Genomic DNA, 15,883 nt, shown 5'->3' on the forward strand with positions numbered 1-15,883 from the left:
TCTATTTCAGGACAAGACACACGTCAAGATTAAGCTTGAGTCGTGAAGTAATCTTCAGAGAAATTCATCACTACTTCGCAACCAGCTTTCACTTTAGTGATACGCAGTGCTAGTTCAGGCAAGATGCGTTGCGTGAAGTAACGCGCCAGTGCCAGTTTGTTTTGGTAGAAATCGCCATCTTTGTCTTTGGCTGCATTGGCAATGCGCGCAAACATATAAGAGAAGCTCAATAGGCCTACTGCATGTAGGTAATCGACTGCTGCAGCATTCGGGAATTCTGCATTTTCGCCAGCAGCTTCAAGCACGAACTGAGTTAACGATTCGACTTCAGTAGCTGCATCTAAAGTTGCATCTTTAATGAAGTTCAGGTCTGCATCCAACTGGTTCGCAAAGTCGCGAATTTCTTCGATGTATTCGCCGATGTACGCACCGCCACATTTAATGGTTTTACGGCCGATTAAATCTTGAGACTGAACGCCGTTGGTTCCTTCGTAGATCTGTGAGATGCGCAGGTCACGGATACATTGTTCCATACCCCATTCACGGATATAACCATGTCCACCAAAGACCATTTGTGCATCTAAGGTTGCCTGGAATGCTGTATCAGTCAGGTAAGCTTTCGCAATTGGTGTTAACAGCGCAACACGGTCATTGGCTTTTTTCACGGCTTCAGGATCAGTCGAGAACTTAGTAATATCCAGTTGCTGACCGACATACACCGCAAATGCACGCGATGCTTCGTTGTTCGCACGAACATTCAGCAACATACGACGTACATCACCATGTACTAAAATGCTGTCTGCCGGTTTAGCTGGTGATTGGGCACCAAGAGCACTACGACCCTGTAAACGATCTGTCGCATATTGCGCAGCATTTTGATAAGCAAATTCTGAAGCACCTAGGCCCTGGATGCCCATAGACAGACGTTCGTAGTTCATCATCACGAACATGGCGGCCAGACCTTCATTTTCTTTACCCACCAGGTAACCTTTGGCACCGTCAAAGTTCATTACACAAGTCGCAGATGCCTTGATCCCCATTTTGTGTTCGATTGAACCTGGACCTACCGGGTTACGTTCGCCAATTGAACCATCTTCATTGACCAGGAACTTCGGTACGATGAACAGGGAAATACCGCGAGAGCCGGCAGGCGCATCAGGTGTTTTTGCCAGTACCAGGTGAATAATGTTTTCAGCAAGATCGTGGTCACCACCCGTGATAAAGATTTTGGTACCGGTAATGCTGTACGTACCATCTTCATTACGTTCAGCTTTGGTTTTGATAATACCCAGATCAGTACCGGCATGTGGCTCAGTTAAGCACATGGTGCCTGACCATTCGCCAGAATAGATTTTAGGAAGGTAGGTTTCTTTTTGCTCTTGAGATGCATAGCTGTTTAAAGCCATACCTGCACCCACAGAAAGAAGCGGGTAGAGCATGAAAGATGGGTTAGTTGCAAACAGCATTTCATCAGAAAGTACGGTGAGCATTTTCGGCATTTCCTGGCCGCCCCATTCTGCATCTGCACCCAGACCGATCCAGCCGCCTTCAGCATATTGTTTGAATGCTTCTTTAAAACCTGCTGGTGTGGTGACATTGCCATTTTCATATTTTGCGCCTTCTTCATCACCGGTACGGTTCAGAGGAAGCATGACGTTTTGCGCAAACTTCGCCATTTCTTCAAGAATGGCTTCTGCTGTGGCAGTATCCAAGTGGGCAAGATTTTCATTCGCCTGCCAGAACTGTTCTGCATTGAAAACATCATTCAGGATGAATTTCATGTCAGCAAGTGGCGCGTTATAAATTGGCATAGTATGTCACCTGTTTTATTGTTTAATTGGATTGTTTTGGCTCAGTCTAAAGCATTAAAAATCTGAATGTTAGACGACTAAAGGTTAATTCTGTAACTCTTTATAAAGAAAAAGGACTGCCTGAAGATGGCCGTCCTTTTTCTTATTATGCATTTAAAACTGCATCAGCTTAGAATGCGAAATGTTCAGCATCTAAAGACATAAGCGGTTCTACACCAGTTGCAATCACGTCAACGTGTGAACGAACACGTGGCAGGATTTTCTTGAAGTAGAAGCGTGCAGTCGTCAATTTAGCATTGTAGAAGTCTGCATCAGTGGTACCTGCAGCAAGAGTCTCTTGAGCAACCAGTGCCATACGAGCCCACAGGTAAGCCAGTGTTACATAACCAGAGAAGTACAGGTAATCTACTGCAGCTGCACCCACTTCTTCAGGGTTTTGCATCGCACGCATACCAATCTGCATGGTCAGGTCACCCCATTCTTTGTTCAATGCCGCAAGCGGTTCAACAAATTCTTTCATTGCAGAATTGTCTTTGTTCGCTTCCGCAAATTTGTGGATGATCTTGGTGAAGTCTTTCAACATTGCACCTTGAGTACCCAATACTTTACGGCCTAACAGATCCAGTGCTTGAATCTCAGTGGTACCTTCGTACAGGCAGGCAATACGTGTATCACGTACGATTTGTTCCATGCCATGCTCAGAGATAAAGCCGTGACCACCGAAGACTTGAACACCATGTTTCGCAGCTTCTGAACCAGTTTCAGTCAGGAATGCTTTTGCGATTGGAGTTAATAGCGACAGGATATTGTCAGCGAACTTGCGCTCTTCTTCAGAAGTACCTTGTTCAACCACATCAGCATATTGAGCCAACAGGTAAACCAGTGCACGACCACCTTCAGCAAATGCTTTTTGAGTTAAAAGCATGTTACGTACAGCTGGGTGAACAATAATTGGATCTGCTTCTTTTTCAGGTGCCTTAGGACCCGAAAGAGAACGCATTGCCAGACGGTCTTTGGCATAAGTTAAAGCGCCTTGGAACGCCGCTTCAGATGCAGACAAACCTTGTACAGCAGTACCGATACGTGCAGTGTTCATGAACGTGAACATGCAGTTCAGACCACGGTTTTCAGGACCAATCAGGAAGCCTTTTGCGTTATCGAAGTTGATGACACAAGTTGCGTTACCATGGATCCCCATTTTGTGTTCGATTGAACCACAACGTACGCCGTTACGCTCACCGATTGAACCGTCAGCATTCAGGTTGAATTTTGGTACGATGAACAGAGAAATACCTTTAGTACCTTTAGGCGCGCCAGGAAGACGAGCAAGTACGATGTGGATGATGTTCTCTGCCATGTCGTGTTCACCAGCAGAGATAAAGATTTTCTCGCCAGAGATTGCATAGCTACCGTCTGCTTGTGGTTCAGCTTTAGTACGGATAATACCGAGGTCAGAACCTGCATGAGATTCAGTTAGACACATGGTACCTGTCCATTCACCTGAAACCAGTTTAGGCAGATAAGCGTCTTTTTGTTCTTGAGAACCGTGGTGTTCTAAAGTACGGACTGCACCATGAGACAGACCAGGGTACATGCCCCATGCCCAGTTCGCAGTACCCACCATTTCAGAAATACTGATACCTAAAGAATTTGGTAAGCCTTGACCGCCGTATTGCTCTTCAGCAGAAAGAGAAGGGAAGCCTAGCTCGATGTATTTTTGGTACGCTTCTTTAAAGCCAGTCGGTGTTGTTACAACGCCGTCATTCCAGGTACAACCTTCACGGTCGCCTACTTGGTTTAGAGGAGATAATTCATTTTCACAGAAGTCAGCTGCAGCTTCTAGGTACTGATCAACCAACTCACGGCTTACGTTTTCTTGAAACGCAGGAAGTTTTGCGTAATGTTCTTCAGCATTTAATAATTCGTGCAGAACGAATTGCATGTCACGTAAGGGCGCTTTGTATTGTGGCATATCGGTTTCCTCAATACTGGTTTAGACCAGCGTTATCATCCTAAATTAATTGAAACGTGCCTTCAGTGACACGTATTGCTATGAATCTAATCGTGCAACATCTTGCCCGGCCATACAAGCTTTCAGGCGGCTTTCTTGGTGACTATAAAGTCAAAGATTAATCTGCACGGAACAGTAAACATGTTGACTGCAAAGACTTTTGTAGAAATTAGCAGAACATGAATGGTCAAAAGAGGACTGAGGAGTCAGCTATAAAAAAAAGGCACCCGAAGGTGCCTGAATTTGAAGGAATAAGAAACGTAGAAGAAGATTAAGATGCAGCTTTAGTCATCTTAATGGGTGCATTCGGCTGGAAGTGCACGATACATTGACCATCAATAGTTTGAGTACCCGCTTTCACTTGAACGGCCTTGCCGTGGGTTTGACCTTTACAAGCGTTGGCAAACGCAGTTTGTAGAGCCTGACGTTCTGATAAACGCTGATCATACTGTTTAACCATTTCTGCACGTTGACTATCCGTTAATGCTTCTCCACGGTTCATACCACCTCGGAATTCACCACGCATTGGACGATGTTCACCGCGCATACTACGGAATTCACCACGTTGACCTGTGATGCCTTTATGGTCAGGTTTGAAAGAAATCTTGCATTGCCCATCAATGGTTTTATCACCCGCCTTGATTTGGACTGCACTACCTACAGCTTTACCGTCACAGGCCTGTTGAATCTGTTTATGCAATTGCATGCGTTCTGCACGAGCGGCCTTGAATTGTTCGCGTTGCTCTGGAGTGAGACGATGCTGTTTTTGACCTTCATGATGTTTCATCATACGAGAATGATCTTTCTGCTCATTCACGTTGCTCGTAGATTGACAGGCGGTCAATGCACCCATCGATAAAACACTGGCACTGATTAAGGCGATTTTTGTCATTGCTTTCATGTTTTTACCCCATTCAAGAGCTGATTCTTTTTGATGAGAAAAGATTAAATAATAAAGATGAAGAAACAATGGAGAGTTTTTTAAGTCTGTGTTCGCTACAATAATGAATATAGAGAAGAAAAACTGAGATTTTTACTTTGAAGATTCGCCGTATTCCGATTGCATTACGTCTGTTTTTGACTGTTTTATTGACCACCTTGGTAATTACCACGGTGAGTCTGGGCGTATTGCACCTGAATATGCAGCGCAACTTTACCCGCTATGTGGCGGATGTAGAAATGCAGAAGCTGGATCATGTAATCGAGAATCTGGCTGATGTCTATACGGTATATGAAGACTGGGGTAACGCCATTCAGGCGCAGATTCTGCAAATTGAAGGTGAAGCTGCACCGGATGATTATGACCGTTTATCGCGCTGGTGGTTGCGGCGTCAGTATGATATTGCCTTACAGCAGCGTTACTTTCAGGAGCAGACCTTAGCCACTGTAGCGCCTTCAAGTATGGTTGAACCAAATCTGACATCGCGTTCAGTCAATGAAGAAGAATTGCGTATTCTGGCATCTAACCTGCCTTCACAATTCCAGCCCTTTGAAGGTTTAAGATTTCCACTTAGTTCCAATCAGAACCTGTTTAGAACCGACCGTAAAGACAATAATGGCGGTCAACAGTCAGTTCAGCCGCCTACCGGCAAGAAGCAGTTCATCCAGATGCCAGACCGTCTGGGTCTAAGTTCACGCCTGTCACTCTATGATGCCAAACGGCGTTTTGTAGTAGGTGAGGCGTCAGATGAGCAGATTTCCTATCGTCCGATTATGGTCGAAAACCAGGTAGTCGGTTATTTGGGTTTGAAACCGGTTTTAGACCAAGATGATGCTTTAAGTATTAATTTCTTTAGTAATCAGAAACGTTACCTATTTTTAGTTTATGGTTTAAGTATTCTAGCCAGTCTGATTGCTGCATTATTACTGGCAACTTATTTTAAAAAACCGATTCAGCGTTTGTTGAACGGTACGCGTGAATTGACTCGTGGTAATTATCAGCATCAGGTGAAAGTGAAACGTAATGATGAGCTGGGTGATTTGTCTAATGAGCTGAATCAACTGGCCGTGATTTTGGATCAGCATGAAACTTCACGCCGTCAGTGGGTAGCAGATACCTCACATGAACTGAAAACTCCGCTAGCAGTTTTGCAGGCACAAATTGAAGCGATGCAGGATGGAATCCGTAAACCGACACCAGAGCATTTTGCGTCGATGTTGGCACAGGTTACCAGCCTGAAAAAACTGACTCAGGACTTGGCAGCTCTAGCGCAGGCTGATGCCCAGCAATTACAGTTTTACTATGCAACTGTAAATCCATGGGAGGTGGTGCAGCAGGAATTAATGAACTTCCAGCCTAAATTTGAACAGGCTGATCTGAAAGTGACTGTTGAAGGTGACGGTGCTGAAGTTGATCTGGATCTGGACCGTTTCAAGCAGATTGTAGCTAACCTGCTCAGCAACAGTATTCGTTATACAGAAGCCGGTGGACAGGTACATATCCATACCGAACAGAATGAGAAAGAATGGACCTTATATGTCGATGACAGTCCATTCGGTCTGACCGATGAGCAGCTGGCTCGCATTGGTGAGCGTTTCTATCGGGTTGATGATTCGCGTACTCGTGCCACCGGTGGGACAGGCTTGGGTCTGGCCTTATCTTGTAAAATTACTCAGGCTATGGGTGGTAGCTTAAGCTTTGCACATTCACCATTAGGTGGTTTACGATGCAAGCTGAGCTTTCCTAAACAAATGAAACCATAAAGGAAAATATATTCATGAAACATATTATGCTGGTTGAAGACGAAGTCGAACTTGCCCTGTTAGTGCGAGATTATCTAGAGGCTGCTGGTTTTGAAGTCAGCGTGTTTCATGATGGGCAAGAAGCATATAACAGTTTTACCCAGCGTAAACCGAGCCTGATGATCCTGGACTTGATGGTGCCGCGTATGGATGGTCTGACCATTTGCCGTAAAGTACGTGAGCAATCAGACTTGCCGATCATTATGGTGACTGCGCGTACTGAAGAAATTGACCGTGTACTGGGCTTGAATATGGGCGCGGATGACTATATCTGCAAGCCATTTAGTCCAAAAGAACTGGTTGCCCGTGTGCAAGCCGTATTACGCCGTTTAGACCGTAAAGCTGAGCCGGAAAGCAATGATCTATTCCGTATGGATAAATCACAACAGCGTATCTGGTACCAGCAAAAAGCCTTGAACCTGACACCGACTGAATTCCGTTTGCTGGAGCTGTTCCTAGAACATGTCGGCCAGGTGTATTCACGTGCACAGCTACTTGATCATATCAATCCGGACAGTTTTGATGTGGCAGACCGTGTGATTGATAGTCATATCAAGAACCTGCGTCGCAAAATTTCAGATGCTGCAGAAACCGGAAATCGTCATGAATGGATTCAGGCCGTTTATGGTGTAGGGTATCGTTTTGAATATCCTGAAGACTGATATTCGAATTCGTTAAAGAAAAGCGGATAGACTTCTTGGTTTGTTCGCTTTTTTATTTCTGAAAATGATCAATATAAGAGAGCCAAAATAATGAAAATCATCATTCGGGATGAACGGCTAGAAGATATTCTAGCCATTGCTAAATTGACCCGAGCGGCTTTTCAAAATACTGACCATTCAAGTCATACTGAACAATTTATTGTCAATGCTTTGCGCACGCATGGGCAGTTAACGATTTCTCTAGTTGCACTTGAAAATAATCAGCTGGTTGGCCATGTGGCTATTTCACCTGTCACTATCTCTTCAGGTGAAACTGGCTGGTACGGTCTTGGCCCAATTTCGGTATTACCTGCAAAACAAGGACAGGGAATCGGCACTTTACTTATACGGGTAGCTTTAGATCGCCTGCAACAGTTGGGGGCTCAAGGATGTGTAGTGCTCGGTGATCCTCAATATTATGGTCGTTTCGGGTTTAAGGCTTTTCCAGAACTTTACCTCAAGGATGTTCCTCCAGAATATTTTCAAGTCATTGCATTTAATGGATCTATTCCACATGGAGAAGCGGTTTACCATGAGGCATTTAATGCGACGCAATAATCCATCAAAAACGAGCTATTTCTATTGAAAAGTTATGGAGCATTAAAAGGTAAATAACTTTTAAATAGCATCTATTATGAAATCAATTATTTATATTTCTTTTTATCTGAGTAGATACAAAAAATAAAAGTTTAATAATTAATAACTTAAATTTATGTATTAGTTGATTAGTTGGATACCCGCTACAATTCGGTTTTTTATTCATCATGAGAGCGTGTCTTGGAGAGTGAAACACCGCAACTACAGCGCCGTTTAAAGAACCGTCATATCCAGCTGATTGCTATGGGCGGGGCCATTGGAACCGGATTATTCCTAGGATCTGCACAGATTATTCAGTCAGCAGGGCCTTCCATTATTCTGGGCTATCTGATTGGTGGTTTGATTGCATTTCTGATTATGCGCCAGTTAGGCGAGATGATTGTGCATGAGCCTGTGACTGGTTCATTCAGTTATTTTGCATTTAAATACTGGGGAAAATTTCCAGGCTTTTTAACCGGCTGGAATTACTGGATTTTATATATTCTGGTCGCAATGACAGAGCTGACCGCCATTGGCAAATATATAAATTACTGGTGGCCACATATTCCAGCTTGGGTATCTGTACTCATTTTCTTTTTGGCGGTAACACTTGCGAACCTGGCCAATGTCAAAATTTATGGTGAGTCTGAGTTCTGGCTATCGATGATTAAAGTCTTTGCCATCATTGCAATGATTATCTTTGGCATATATTTGCTCGTCACTGCTGATGCAACCTCAACCTCTTCGATCAGTAATTTATGGATTCATGGTGGCTTTTTCCCGAATGGTTTTGATGGGCTGTTTTGTATGCTCGCCTTTATGATGTTTGCTTTTGGCGGCATTGAGCTGATTAGTATGGCAGCGGCAGAAACCGAAAATCCTGACAAGAACATTCCACGTGCTGTGAATCAAACTGTGATTCGGGTATTTTTATTTTATATTTGCTCGCTTGCCGTATTACTTTCACTCGTACCATGGAATCAGCTGAATTTGGGCGATTTAGATCATAGTCCATTTGTAATGATTTTTAGCCAGATGGGGATTGAATGGGCTGCACATTTACTGAATTTCATTATTTTAACTGCTTCACTTTCAGTCTGTAATAGTGGCATGTATGCCAATAGCCGTATGTTGATGGGGCTGGCTCAACAAGGGAATGCACCACAATTATTTAAGAGCGTAAATAAACATGGTGTGCCTGTGGCTGCGGTATTGTTCTCAGCATTTTTGATCTTTGGTTGTGTGATCCTGAATTACTTTGTGCCTGAAAAAGCCTTGAGTTACCTGATTTATATTGTAGTAGCAGCTGCGGTATTGAACTGGATGATGATCAGTTTGATTCATTTGAAATTTAGACAAGCCATCAAACGAAAGGGGATTCAAACAAAATTTCCAGCAATCTTTGCGCCGTTTAGTAACTATTTTGTTTTAGCTTTTATGCTGATGATTCTATACATCATGTGGACGCAAGGTTTTTTGTTGTCAGTGTTGATGTTGCCTGTCTGGATTGGCTTGTTATTTGGGGTGTTTAAGTTGGTGAAGAAAGAGGCTTAAACTAGCAAATGGACTCGGATGAGTCCATTTTCATATGTATACATCTAAGCATTACTTTAATTTATGGTGAATGACTTCTTTAAACTCAGCCATAGTTTCACATTGATCAAAAATTTTAAAATATTCTAAAGCAACATTTCTAGCTTGATTAGAAATACGACTAAAATGTGCTGGGTGAGGGACTCTTAGAATTAAAATCTCGTCGTTCCAAATTTTCATGCTGAATTTATCAATAGGTTCTTTTAATAACAATCGATCATTTGAAGTAAGGTGTAATTTTTCCTCTAATTTAGGGAAATTATTGTGGTACTGCCCAACAAAAAAAATAACACGTGGTTGAGTATCTTTGATTTGCTGGGATAAATTTAGAATAGACAATTCTTGAAGATACAAGAAAATATCCTTATATGTTTTATTTTTACTTAAAGTATTGAATGAGGCTTTTTTATAGTCAAATAAATAAAAATTTAGCCATTGAATAGGTTCTTGATGATTTTGAATTTTAATTTTTTTTAGAAATTGTAAAAAACTACTATGCTTAGGTGATTGAGAGTAAAGCTCTTGATGACGACGAACACTATTTTGAATCACAGTGTCGAAATTAATATCTTCATTTAAAAAGTTACTTAATCGACTTTGCCAACCTTTTGTTTCTTGACCAACCAGCAACACCTTATTCTTTGATGAATAAAAATTTTCATCCAAGAATGGAATAAATGGATAACTTAAATGATGTAAACATTCTTTTTGTTCTGTCGGGATTTCAATTAATTTTGATCTTAAATCAATTAATGTGCTGTGTTGGTTAATCATAGTTTGAGTGATTTTTAACATCTTAATATTATTTGATTTAATCACGTTATCTTATGATTGAACAAGATAATTGTAATGGATGAGAGGCCATTTTATAAGGTTGAAGTTCCAGACTTATTTTTCAAATGTTCGTAATAAGTCAATTCGTACTTTTTCTGCTTTCTTTAATTTCAATATTACTAATTCATAAGAATCCTGTACTAGGTCCTCAACCAGAGATTCATCCAGTTGATTATCTTCATACACCGAGATCCAGTGCCGTTTATCCATATGCCAGCCTGTATGGATATAAGAATAAATATCTCGCAGCATAGCAGCATGATCAGGCGCTACTTTTAAATTAATGACAGCTTTGCCTTGAAGATAGAACTGAAGCATAAAGACTTTACCTAGCACTTTGAATACATCACAACCTTCACCGAAAGGCTGAGTCACAGTGACTTCAGGTAAACTTATCGCTATCTGTGCTGAGATTTGATGTAAGGTCATAAGTTATGAATAAATCAAAATAAAACTGTGGATAATGCTTAAATTGTCCACAGTTTTTGGTCGTCTTGTGAATAAATTAAGATGAACAACTCACCATGACTTCAGGCACATCACTTGGCAATGGCCCTAGATCTTCAGGGTGTTCCAGATCCGGCTGTTTTAAATAAGGCTGACTCAATAATTTAAACAGGCGATCGACTTCGGAAAAGTCATCCCGCTCAGCTAGTTCAATGGCTTTCTGTGCCATATGATTGCGCAGGATATAGTGTGAATTGACGAGTTGCATGGCGGCATCTAATTCTCCAGTATCCTGATGTTCGCGGATCGCTTCATATTGAGTCAGGAATGCTTCAAACTGACGGCGATCCAAACAATCATCCTTGATTGCTTCATATTCATGATTTTGCAGTCGAATAAAGCTTTGCGTATAGTCGAGTTGCTCGCTTTGTAAGATTCTGAGAAAAGCCATGGCGCAGTCAAAGCTGTCTTTGTGAAAACTCGGTAAGCCCATTTTCTGGTTTAGGCCATGCTTATAATGTTCCAGGAAAGTCGGTTCATAATGTTCCAGACATTGGGCCAGATCCTGTTTCCATTGTTCTTCATCATAGTTTTCAGGACATAATGGAATCAGGTTATTCAGCCACATCCACAAGTTCCAGTGGCCGATGCTTGGTTGCTGCTGATAAGTATAACGACCCTGATAATCCGAGTGGTTATTAATCCAGTTGGGACGGAACCGCTCCATAAACCCATAAGGACCAAAGTCTAGCGTTGAACCGGTAATATTCAGGTTGTCAGTGTTCATGACACCATGCGCAAATCCGACCAGCTGCCATTTGGCAATCATCACTGCCGTGCGCTGAATGACTTGGGTAGCAAATGCCAGAATAGGCTGTTCTGCTTGCAGACATTGCGGATAATGCCATTCCATACATTTTTGTGTGAATACAGGCAATAGGTCTGGCTGATACTGATTGATCCATTCAAAATGTCCAAACCGGATATGACAGTCAGACGTCCGTAATAGCATCGCGCCCGGTTCCAGTTTTTCACGCTGTACACCTTGAGCGGAAGAGGTAAAGCCGACAGCATTACTGGATTCTACACCTAGCGCATTTAAGGCATGTCCGGCCAGATATTCCCGAATTACCGAGCGTAAGACTGCACGACCATCTCCCATACGCGAATACGGCGTTGCACCAGCACCTTTCAAATGCAGGTCAATGGTCTGGTTATCTTTATCTAGAATCTGGGCGATTAATAAACCACGTCCATCACCCAGTTGTCCTGCCCATTGTCCAAACTGATGGCCAGCATAAACCATGGCCAAAGGTTCAAACTCGGCAAAGGTTTTTTGACCACTACAGATTTCGACCCATTGTGCTTTATCTTCCTCAGACCATTGCAGTTGATCAGCAAGCGCAGAATTAAAATGTCCCGCTTTAGCACCTTTTAAAGGCAGTGGAGGCTGATGATGATAAAGGCGAGGAGGGAGAGTCTGATATCGGGAATTAAAATACATGGCAGTTAAAATACTTAGGCAATAGAAGCAATATAACAAAGATCTCTGTTTAAAACTGTTGTAAAAGGAAAGTATAAGTAAGACGAGTAGAAATAAAAAAAGCCCCTGATTTCAGGAGCTTTTTTGAGAATCTAAATCTTATTGAGAGACAGGCGCTTTTTTCAAATTACGTACTAACAGATTCAGTGTTTCACGATGATGGGAAAGACGCTGTTCAACCAGCTGGAATTCAACTTTAAGTTTGTCATCCATCTGGTGAATCTTTTCTGCTACAGCCGCCTTTTTCACCTGTATTTCCTGTTCTTTCAGTTTGGCCCAGTCATTCAATGTTTGAGTAAAGGCTTCATACTCCTGAGCAATTTTACTTTTCACATTGATAATGTCTTCATTGACATTATGACCATATACCGCCAGATCCTGCTCGGCATATTTAAACTTCATTGCCAGTTCAGCTTTTTTGATATTAAAGCTTGGAATGCGGCGCAGATTTTTAGCCAGACCCAGTTTAGAGCAAGTCCAGATTAACCATTTAGTTGGGTCATATTGCCACCATTTTACGCCATTACGGTAATCGTACTGGAAGATGTGATGGTAGTTATGATAACCCTCACCCCAAGTTGCAATTGCTAACCAGAAGTTGTCACGTGCAGTGTTTTCATCCGTATAAGGACGTGAACCCCACATATGGCACAGTGAGTTAATGAAGAAGGTGACATGATGGCTCAGGATTAAACGCACCAGACCACCCAATAATAATACACCCCAAACATCGCCTACAGCCCAGCCGATTGGCAATAGAATCGCAGCGTGTACTGCAATTACTAGAGGCACATAGTATTTGTGCTGGAACATAACGACTTTGTCGTTTTGCAGGTCTGGTGCATTTTTGTAGTTTGGTTCTGCAGCAGGATAGTCACGCAGCATCCAGCCCAGGTGCGCATACCAGAAGCCGTTATTAATTGAATATGGGTCTTTTTCCACGTCATCGACATGACGGTGATGGGTACGGTGGCCTGAACCCCAGTACAGAATACTGTTCTGCACGGCAAAGGTACCCATGATCATTAAAATGATTTTTAAAGGCAAAGTCGCTTCATAAGCACGATGTGCCCAAAGACGATGATAGCCCGCTGTAATCCCCAGGCTGCTAACGCCGAGCAAAACAAACATACTGATCCAAGCGGCAAGGCTAAAATCATGGTGATACGCATATAACGGAATCGCGATAACAGCTACAATGGGTAAAACTACCAGAGCAAACACAGCGACCCAGTTAATTGGGGCTTGAGGTAGGGGAGCATTCATCTCCAACAGCACTCCTGGAACCTGGGAAGGTATAACAAAAAGCAGAGGCCGCTATTGTTTATTTTAACAGCGGTTAAGTTATTCATATTAGCACGCCCCCTAGGGCATCACTAGCATTATTGTACGGTTGTATTGTACTTATCGGTAACAGAATAAGTAGGATGAAAACTACCATTTTCGCGGGCTAGACAGGCTCTGATTTCCAAGTAAATCACTGAGATTTTTGAAGCTTTTAATCAAATTTATTTTCTTAAAATGAGTTAAGTGAATGTTCATTTTTTCTACTAGATTGCAGAGAAATAAATTTGTAAGCAAACCCATAACCTAAGGTTAAACAAGATTACAGACAGGCATTCTTCTTTAAATTATTTTTCAAGGCTTAAAGAAAAATAATCTATATATAGAATCTTGCATTTTGGGTCATTTAAAGATGTTGCATCATTAACTTTGGATAATCGGTAATGAGACCCTGAATACCCCAGTCGCGTAATTCTTTGGCACGATTAACATCATTTACGGTCCAGACGCTGATGGTGAGTTCGGCAGCTTGTGTGGCCTGAATAATATCTTTGCTGGCCAGCTCATTCATCCAGCCAATCTGACAACAGCCAAGTTCTAAAGCTTGATCAATCGCCTGATATTTCACATCTGTTTCAATCAGAAGGCCGCGTTTTAAACTGGAATTTTGCTGTTGCAAAGCCTGATGGATTTTAGGATCAAAACTGGTAATCACAACTGACTGCTCATAACCCTGTAACTGCTGTTCAAGCTCAAGCGTGATTTTTTCGGCATCGGCCTGGCTCGCTACACTTTTGACTTCGACTTCAATATGGTCAAAGTTATGAATCACGGTTAAGGTCTGATCCAGCATAGGAGTGGCTTCGACCTTGTTCCATTCTGACCATTTTACTGCGTGATTATATTGACTGAGATCCTGACGGCTACATTCGTAGAGGGGCTTTTGCAAACCGGTAGTGCGTACAAAATTATCATCATGCATGATGATCAGGGCATTGTCTTTAAGCTGGCGTACGTCAAATTCGACTGCGCGAATCCCGATATCCTGAATATATTGAAAACCGCCTAGTGTATTTTCAGGTGCTTCCCCACGCGCACCGCGATGTCCAATTATGCGCATGCTGCGATAACCTGAAGAAGTGAAGATGAAAACATAATGATGAAGAGTTGTGACAGGAGTATTGCAATATTCTGCGCCTGAAACACTTTGTTGCAAATACTGTTGGCGCAGAATTTTCCGTGCAATTTAATACATTTTAGCGGATTTATTGATCAATGGTTTCGTTGATATTTTTTTGCCATAACACCTCAGAACCACCTTCAACACGTTGCAAGGTGCGTGAAGCCACAAACAGCCAGTCAGATAGGCGATTTAATAGCTGCAGGGAAGTCGCCTGAATATTCTGGTCGCGTGAGTGAACTGACATCACGCTGCGCTCTGCACGACGGCACACGGCACGGGCTTGATGAGCAAAACTGCAAACTAAAGTACCCGCAGGCAAAATAAAATCTTTCAGCATCGGCAAAGCTTCATTCATACGATCGATGTCATTTTCCAGAAAATCAATCGAGACTGGTTGAACCAGGTTAAAGCCAGGGATACACACTTCACCACCCAGATCAAACAACCAGTGCTGGATCAGGCTTAAAGATTTATCCCAAGTCGCTTTATCCTGAATGCTGCTTGCCGCGATTTGTGCGCGTAAAACCCCAATGATGGCATTTAGCTCGTCCACATCACCGAGCGCGGCAATACGCAAGTCATCTTTGGCTACACGTGAACCATCACCCAGTCCGGTAGTGCCCGAATCGCCTGTGCGCGTGTAAATTTTACTTAAACGGTGACCCATGAGAGTTCCTTAAATGATTAAATGCTGTAAATAAAAAGAATCATGCCATAGGCATGACATGATTCTCAAAAGTATTTGCTTGGATTGGAATGAGCTTAATATTTAAAAGTCACGCCGGCAGAAGCGAGGCGGCCTTCATCAACATAATAATTATTCCAGTTGTATTCGATCTTATGACGCACATCACCGACATTTTCTATGTTGGTAAATACTTTGACATGTGGGTTGATATTCCAGTAAGCATTTAAATCGACGGTCGCATAGCCCGGATTATGGTCTGAATCACTCCAGCTTTTTGACTTGGAACGGGCAATAAGAGATACCGTCTTGGTAGTCAATCAGGTTTTGAGATTATTCGACCACTAAATAATCTCTTTGATAGGCAGTCTGATGTTTTAAAACGCCATAACACAGATGTATAAGCTTGCGCATTGCAGCACCTAAAGCACACATTTTATTTTTACCCTGGCTTAATAATCGTTGATATAAAG

The 15,883-nt window shown here is 42.4% G+C and carries 13 protein-coding genes and 2 pseudogenes; 4 read left to right on the forward strand and 11 right to left on the reverse strand.

Going from position 1 to position 15,883, the window contains the following annotated elements; translation table 11 throughout:
• Positions 1-29: 29 nt before the first annotated feature.
• The 3 genes from G5T77_RS12470 to G5T77_RS12480 all read right to left on the reverse strand — a co-directional run bounded on the left by G5T77_RS12470 (position 30) and on the right by G5T77_RS12480 (position 4,723).
• On the reverse strand, positions 30-1,811 hold the full coding sequence (locus G5T77_RS12470) for an acyl-CoA dehydrogenase C-terminal domain-containing protein (RefSeq protein WP_004782156.1): 1,782 nt from the start codon (positions 1,809-1,811) through the stop codon (positions 30-32).
• Positions 1,812-1,980: 169 nt separating this feature from the next.
• Positions 1,981-3,783, reverse strand: coding sequence for an acyl-CoA dehydrogenase C-terminal domain-containing protein (locus tag G5T77_RS12475; protein WP_166135948.1), 1,803 nt, complete (start codon positions 3,781-3,783; stop codon positions 1,981-1,983).
• Positions 3,784-4,093: 310 nt separating this feature from the next.
• A complete protein-coding gene (locus tag G5T77_RS12480; protein WP_159124146.1) occupies positions 4,094-4,723 on the reverse strand; it encodes a hypothetical protein in 630 nt (209 codons plus the stop codon).
• 137 nt (positions 4,724-4,860) lie between these two features.
• On the opposite strand from G5T77_RS12480, the gene baeS reads away from it, so the two are divergent.
• The 4 genes from baeS to G5T77_RS12500 all read left to right on the forward strand — a co-directional run bounded on the left by baeS (position 4,861) and on the right by G5T77_RS12500 (position 9,395).
• Positions 4,861-6,525, forward strand: a complete 1,665-nt coding sequence (baeS, locus tag G5T77_RS12485) for a sensor histidine kinase efflux regulator BaeS (protein WP_166135951.1) — start codon at positions 4,861-4,863, stop codon at positions 6,523-6,525.
• Positions 6,526-6,539: 14 nt separating this feature from the next.
• Positions 6,540-7,226, forward strand: a complete 687-nt coding sequence (locus G5T77_RS12490; protein ID WP_034704234.1) for a response regulator — start codon at positions 6,540-6,542, stop codon at positions 7,224-7,226.
• Positions 7,227-7,316: 90 nt separating this feature from the next.
• Positions 7,317-7,823, forward strand: coding sequence for an N-acetyltransferase (locus tag G5T77_RS12495; RefSeq protein WP_166135954.1), 507 nt, complete (start codon positions 7,317-7,319; stop codon positions 7,821-7,823).
• A gap of 219 nt (positions 7,824-8,042) precedes the next feature.
• Positions 8,043-9,395, forward strand: coding sequence for an amino acid permease (locus tag G5T77_RS12500; protein WP_166135957.1), 1,353 nt, complete (start codon positions 8,043-8,045; stop codon positions 9,393-9,395).
• A gap of 51 nt (positions 9,396-9,446) precedes the next feature.
• Here G5T77_RS12500 and G5T77_RS12505 read toward each other — a convergent pair whose 3' ends face one another.
• The 8 genes and pseudogenes from G5T77_RS12505 to G5T77_RS17220 all read right to left on the reverse strand — a co-directional run.
• The gene (locus G5T77_RS12505; protein ID WP_227607427.1) at positions 9,447-10,229 is read right to left on the reverse strand and encodes a hypothetical protein; all 783 of its coding nucleotides are present in this window, start codon (positions 10,227-10,229) and stop codon (positions 9,447-9,449) included.
• A 93-nt stretch (positions 10,230-10,322) separates the two neighbouring features.
• On the reverse strand, positions 10,323-10,697 hold the full coding sequence (locus G5T77_RS12510; protein WP_166135960.1) for an MmcQ/YjbR family DNA-binding protein: 375 nt from the start codon (positions 10,695-10,697) through the stop codon (positions 10,323-10,325).
• A 76-nt stretch (positions 10,698-10,773) separates the two neighbouring features.
• Positions 10,774-12,219 (reverse strand): protein adenylyltransferase SelO family protein, encoded by a 1,446-nt coding sequence (locus tag G5T77_RS12515; RefSeq protein WP_166135963.1) that lies wholly within the window; start codon positions 12,217-12,219, stop codon positions 10,774-10,776.
• A 138-nt stretch (positions 12,220-12,357) separates the two neighbouring features.
• Positions 12,358-13,524 (reverse strand): acyl-CoA desaturase, encoded by a 1,167-nt coding sequence (locus G5T77_RS12520; RefSeq protein WP_104495369.1) that lies wholly within the window; start codon positions 13,522-13,524, stop codon positions 12,358-12,360.
• 424 nt (positions 13,525-13,948) lie between these two features.
• Positions 13,949-14,662: a glycerophosphodiester phosphodiesterase gene (locus G5T77_RS12525; protein WP_104495371.1), complete on the reverse strand. Its 714-nt coding sequence runs from the start codon at positions 14,660-14,662 to the stop codon at positions 13,949-13,951.
• A gap of 145 nt (positions 14,663-14,807) precedes the next feature.
• A complete protein-coding gene (locus G5T77_RS12530; protein WP_159124153.1) occupies positions 14,808-15,392 on the reverse strand; it encodes a cob(I)yrinic acid a,c-diamide adenosyltransferase in 585 nt (194 codons plus the stop codon).
• A 95-nt stretch (positions 15,393-15,487) separates the two neighbouring features.
• A pseudogene (locus tag G5T77_RS12535) lies at positions 15,488-15,718 on the reverse strand (TonB-dependent receptor); the annotation flags it as partial.
• Positions 15,719-15,743: 25 nt separating this feature from the next.
• Positions 15,744-15,883, reverse strand: a pseudogene (locus G5T77_RS17220) (IS110 family transposase); the annotation flags it as partial.

The sequence above is a fragment of the Acinetobacter sp. GFQ9D191M genome (assembly GCF_011174875.1).
Classification (GTDB): domain Bacteria; phylum Pseudomonadota; class Gammaproteobacteria; order Pseudomonadales; family Moraxellaceae; genus Acinetobacter.

Excerpts from the sequence above, each read along its gene's own strand:
- G5T77_RS12495 (WP_166135954.1), top strand. The coding sequence starts at position 7,317 with ATGAAAATCATCATTCGGGATGAACGGCTAGAAGATATTCTAGCCATT.
- G5T77_RS12480 (WP_159124146.1), bottom strand. The coding sequence starts at position 4,723 with ATGAAAGCAATGACAAAAATCGCCTTAATCAGTGCCAGTGTTTTATCG.
- G5T77_RS12510 (WP_166135960.1), bottom strand. The coding sequence starts at position 10,697 with ATGACCTTACATCAAATCTCAGCACAGATAGCGATAAGTTTACCTGAA.
- G5T77_RS12490 (WP_034704234.1), top strand. The coding sequence starts at position 6,540 with ATGAAACATATTATGCTGGTTGAAGACGAAGTCGAACTTGCCCTGTTA.
- G5T77_RS12515 (WP_166135963.1), bottom strand. The coding sequence starts at position 12,219 with ATGTATTTTAATTCCCGATATCAGACTCTCCCTCCTCGCCTTTATCAT.
- G5T77_RS12530 (WP_159124153.1), bottom strand. The coding sequence starts at position 15,392 with ATGGGTCACCGTTTAAGTAAAATTTACACGCGCACAGGCGATTCGGGC.
- G5T77_RS12505 (WP_227607427.1), bottom strand. The coding sequence starts at position 10,229 with ATGTTAAAAATCACTCAAACTATGATTAACCAACACAGCACATTAATT.
- G5T77_RS12520 (WP_104495369.1), bottom strand. The coding sequence starts at position 13,524 with ATGAATGCTCCCCTACCTCAAGCCCCAATTAACTGGGTCGCTGTGTTT.
- G5T77_RS12525 (WP_104495371.1), bottom strand. The coding sequence starts at position 14,662 with ATGCGCATAATTGGACATCGCGGTGCGCGTGGGGAAGCACCTGAAAAT.
- G5T77_RS12475 (WP_166135948.1), bottom strand. The coding sequence starts at position 3,783 with ATGCCACAATACAAAGCGCCCTTACGTGACATGCAATTCGTTCTGCAC.
- G5T77_RS12470 (WP_004782156.1), bottom strand. The coding sequence starts at position 1,811 with ATGCCAATTTATAACGCGCCACTTGCTGACATGAAATTCATCCTGAAT.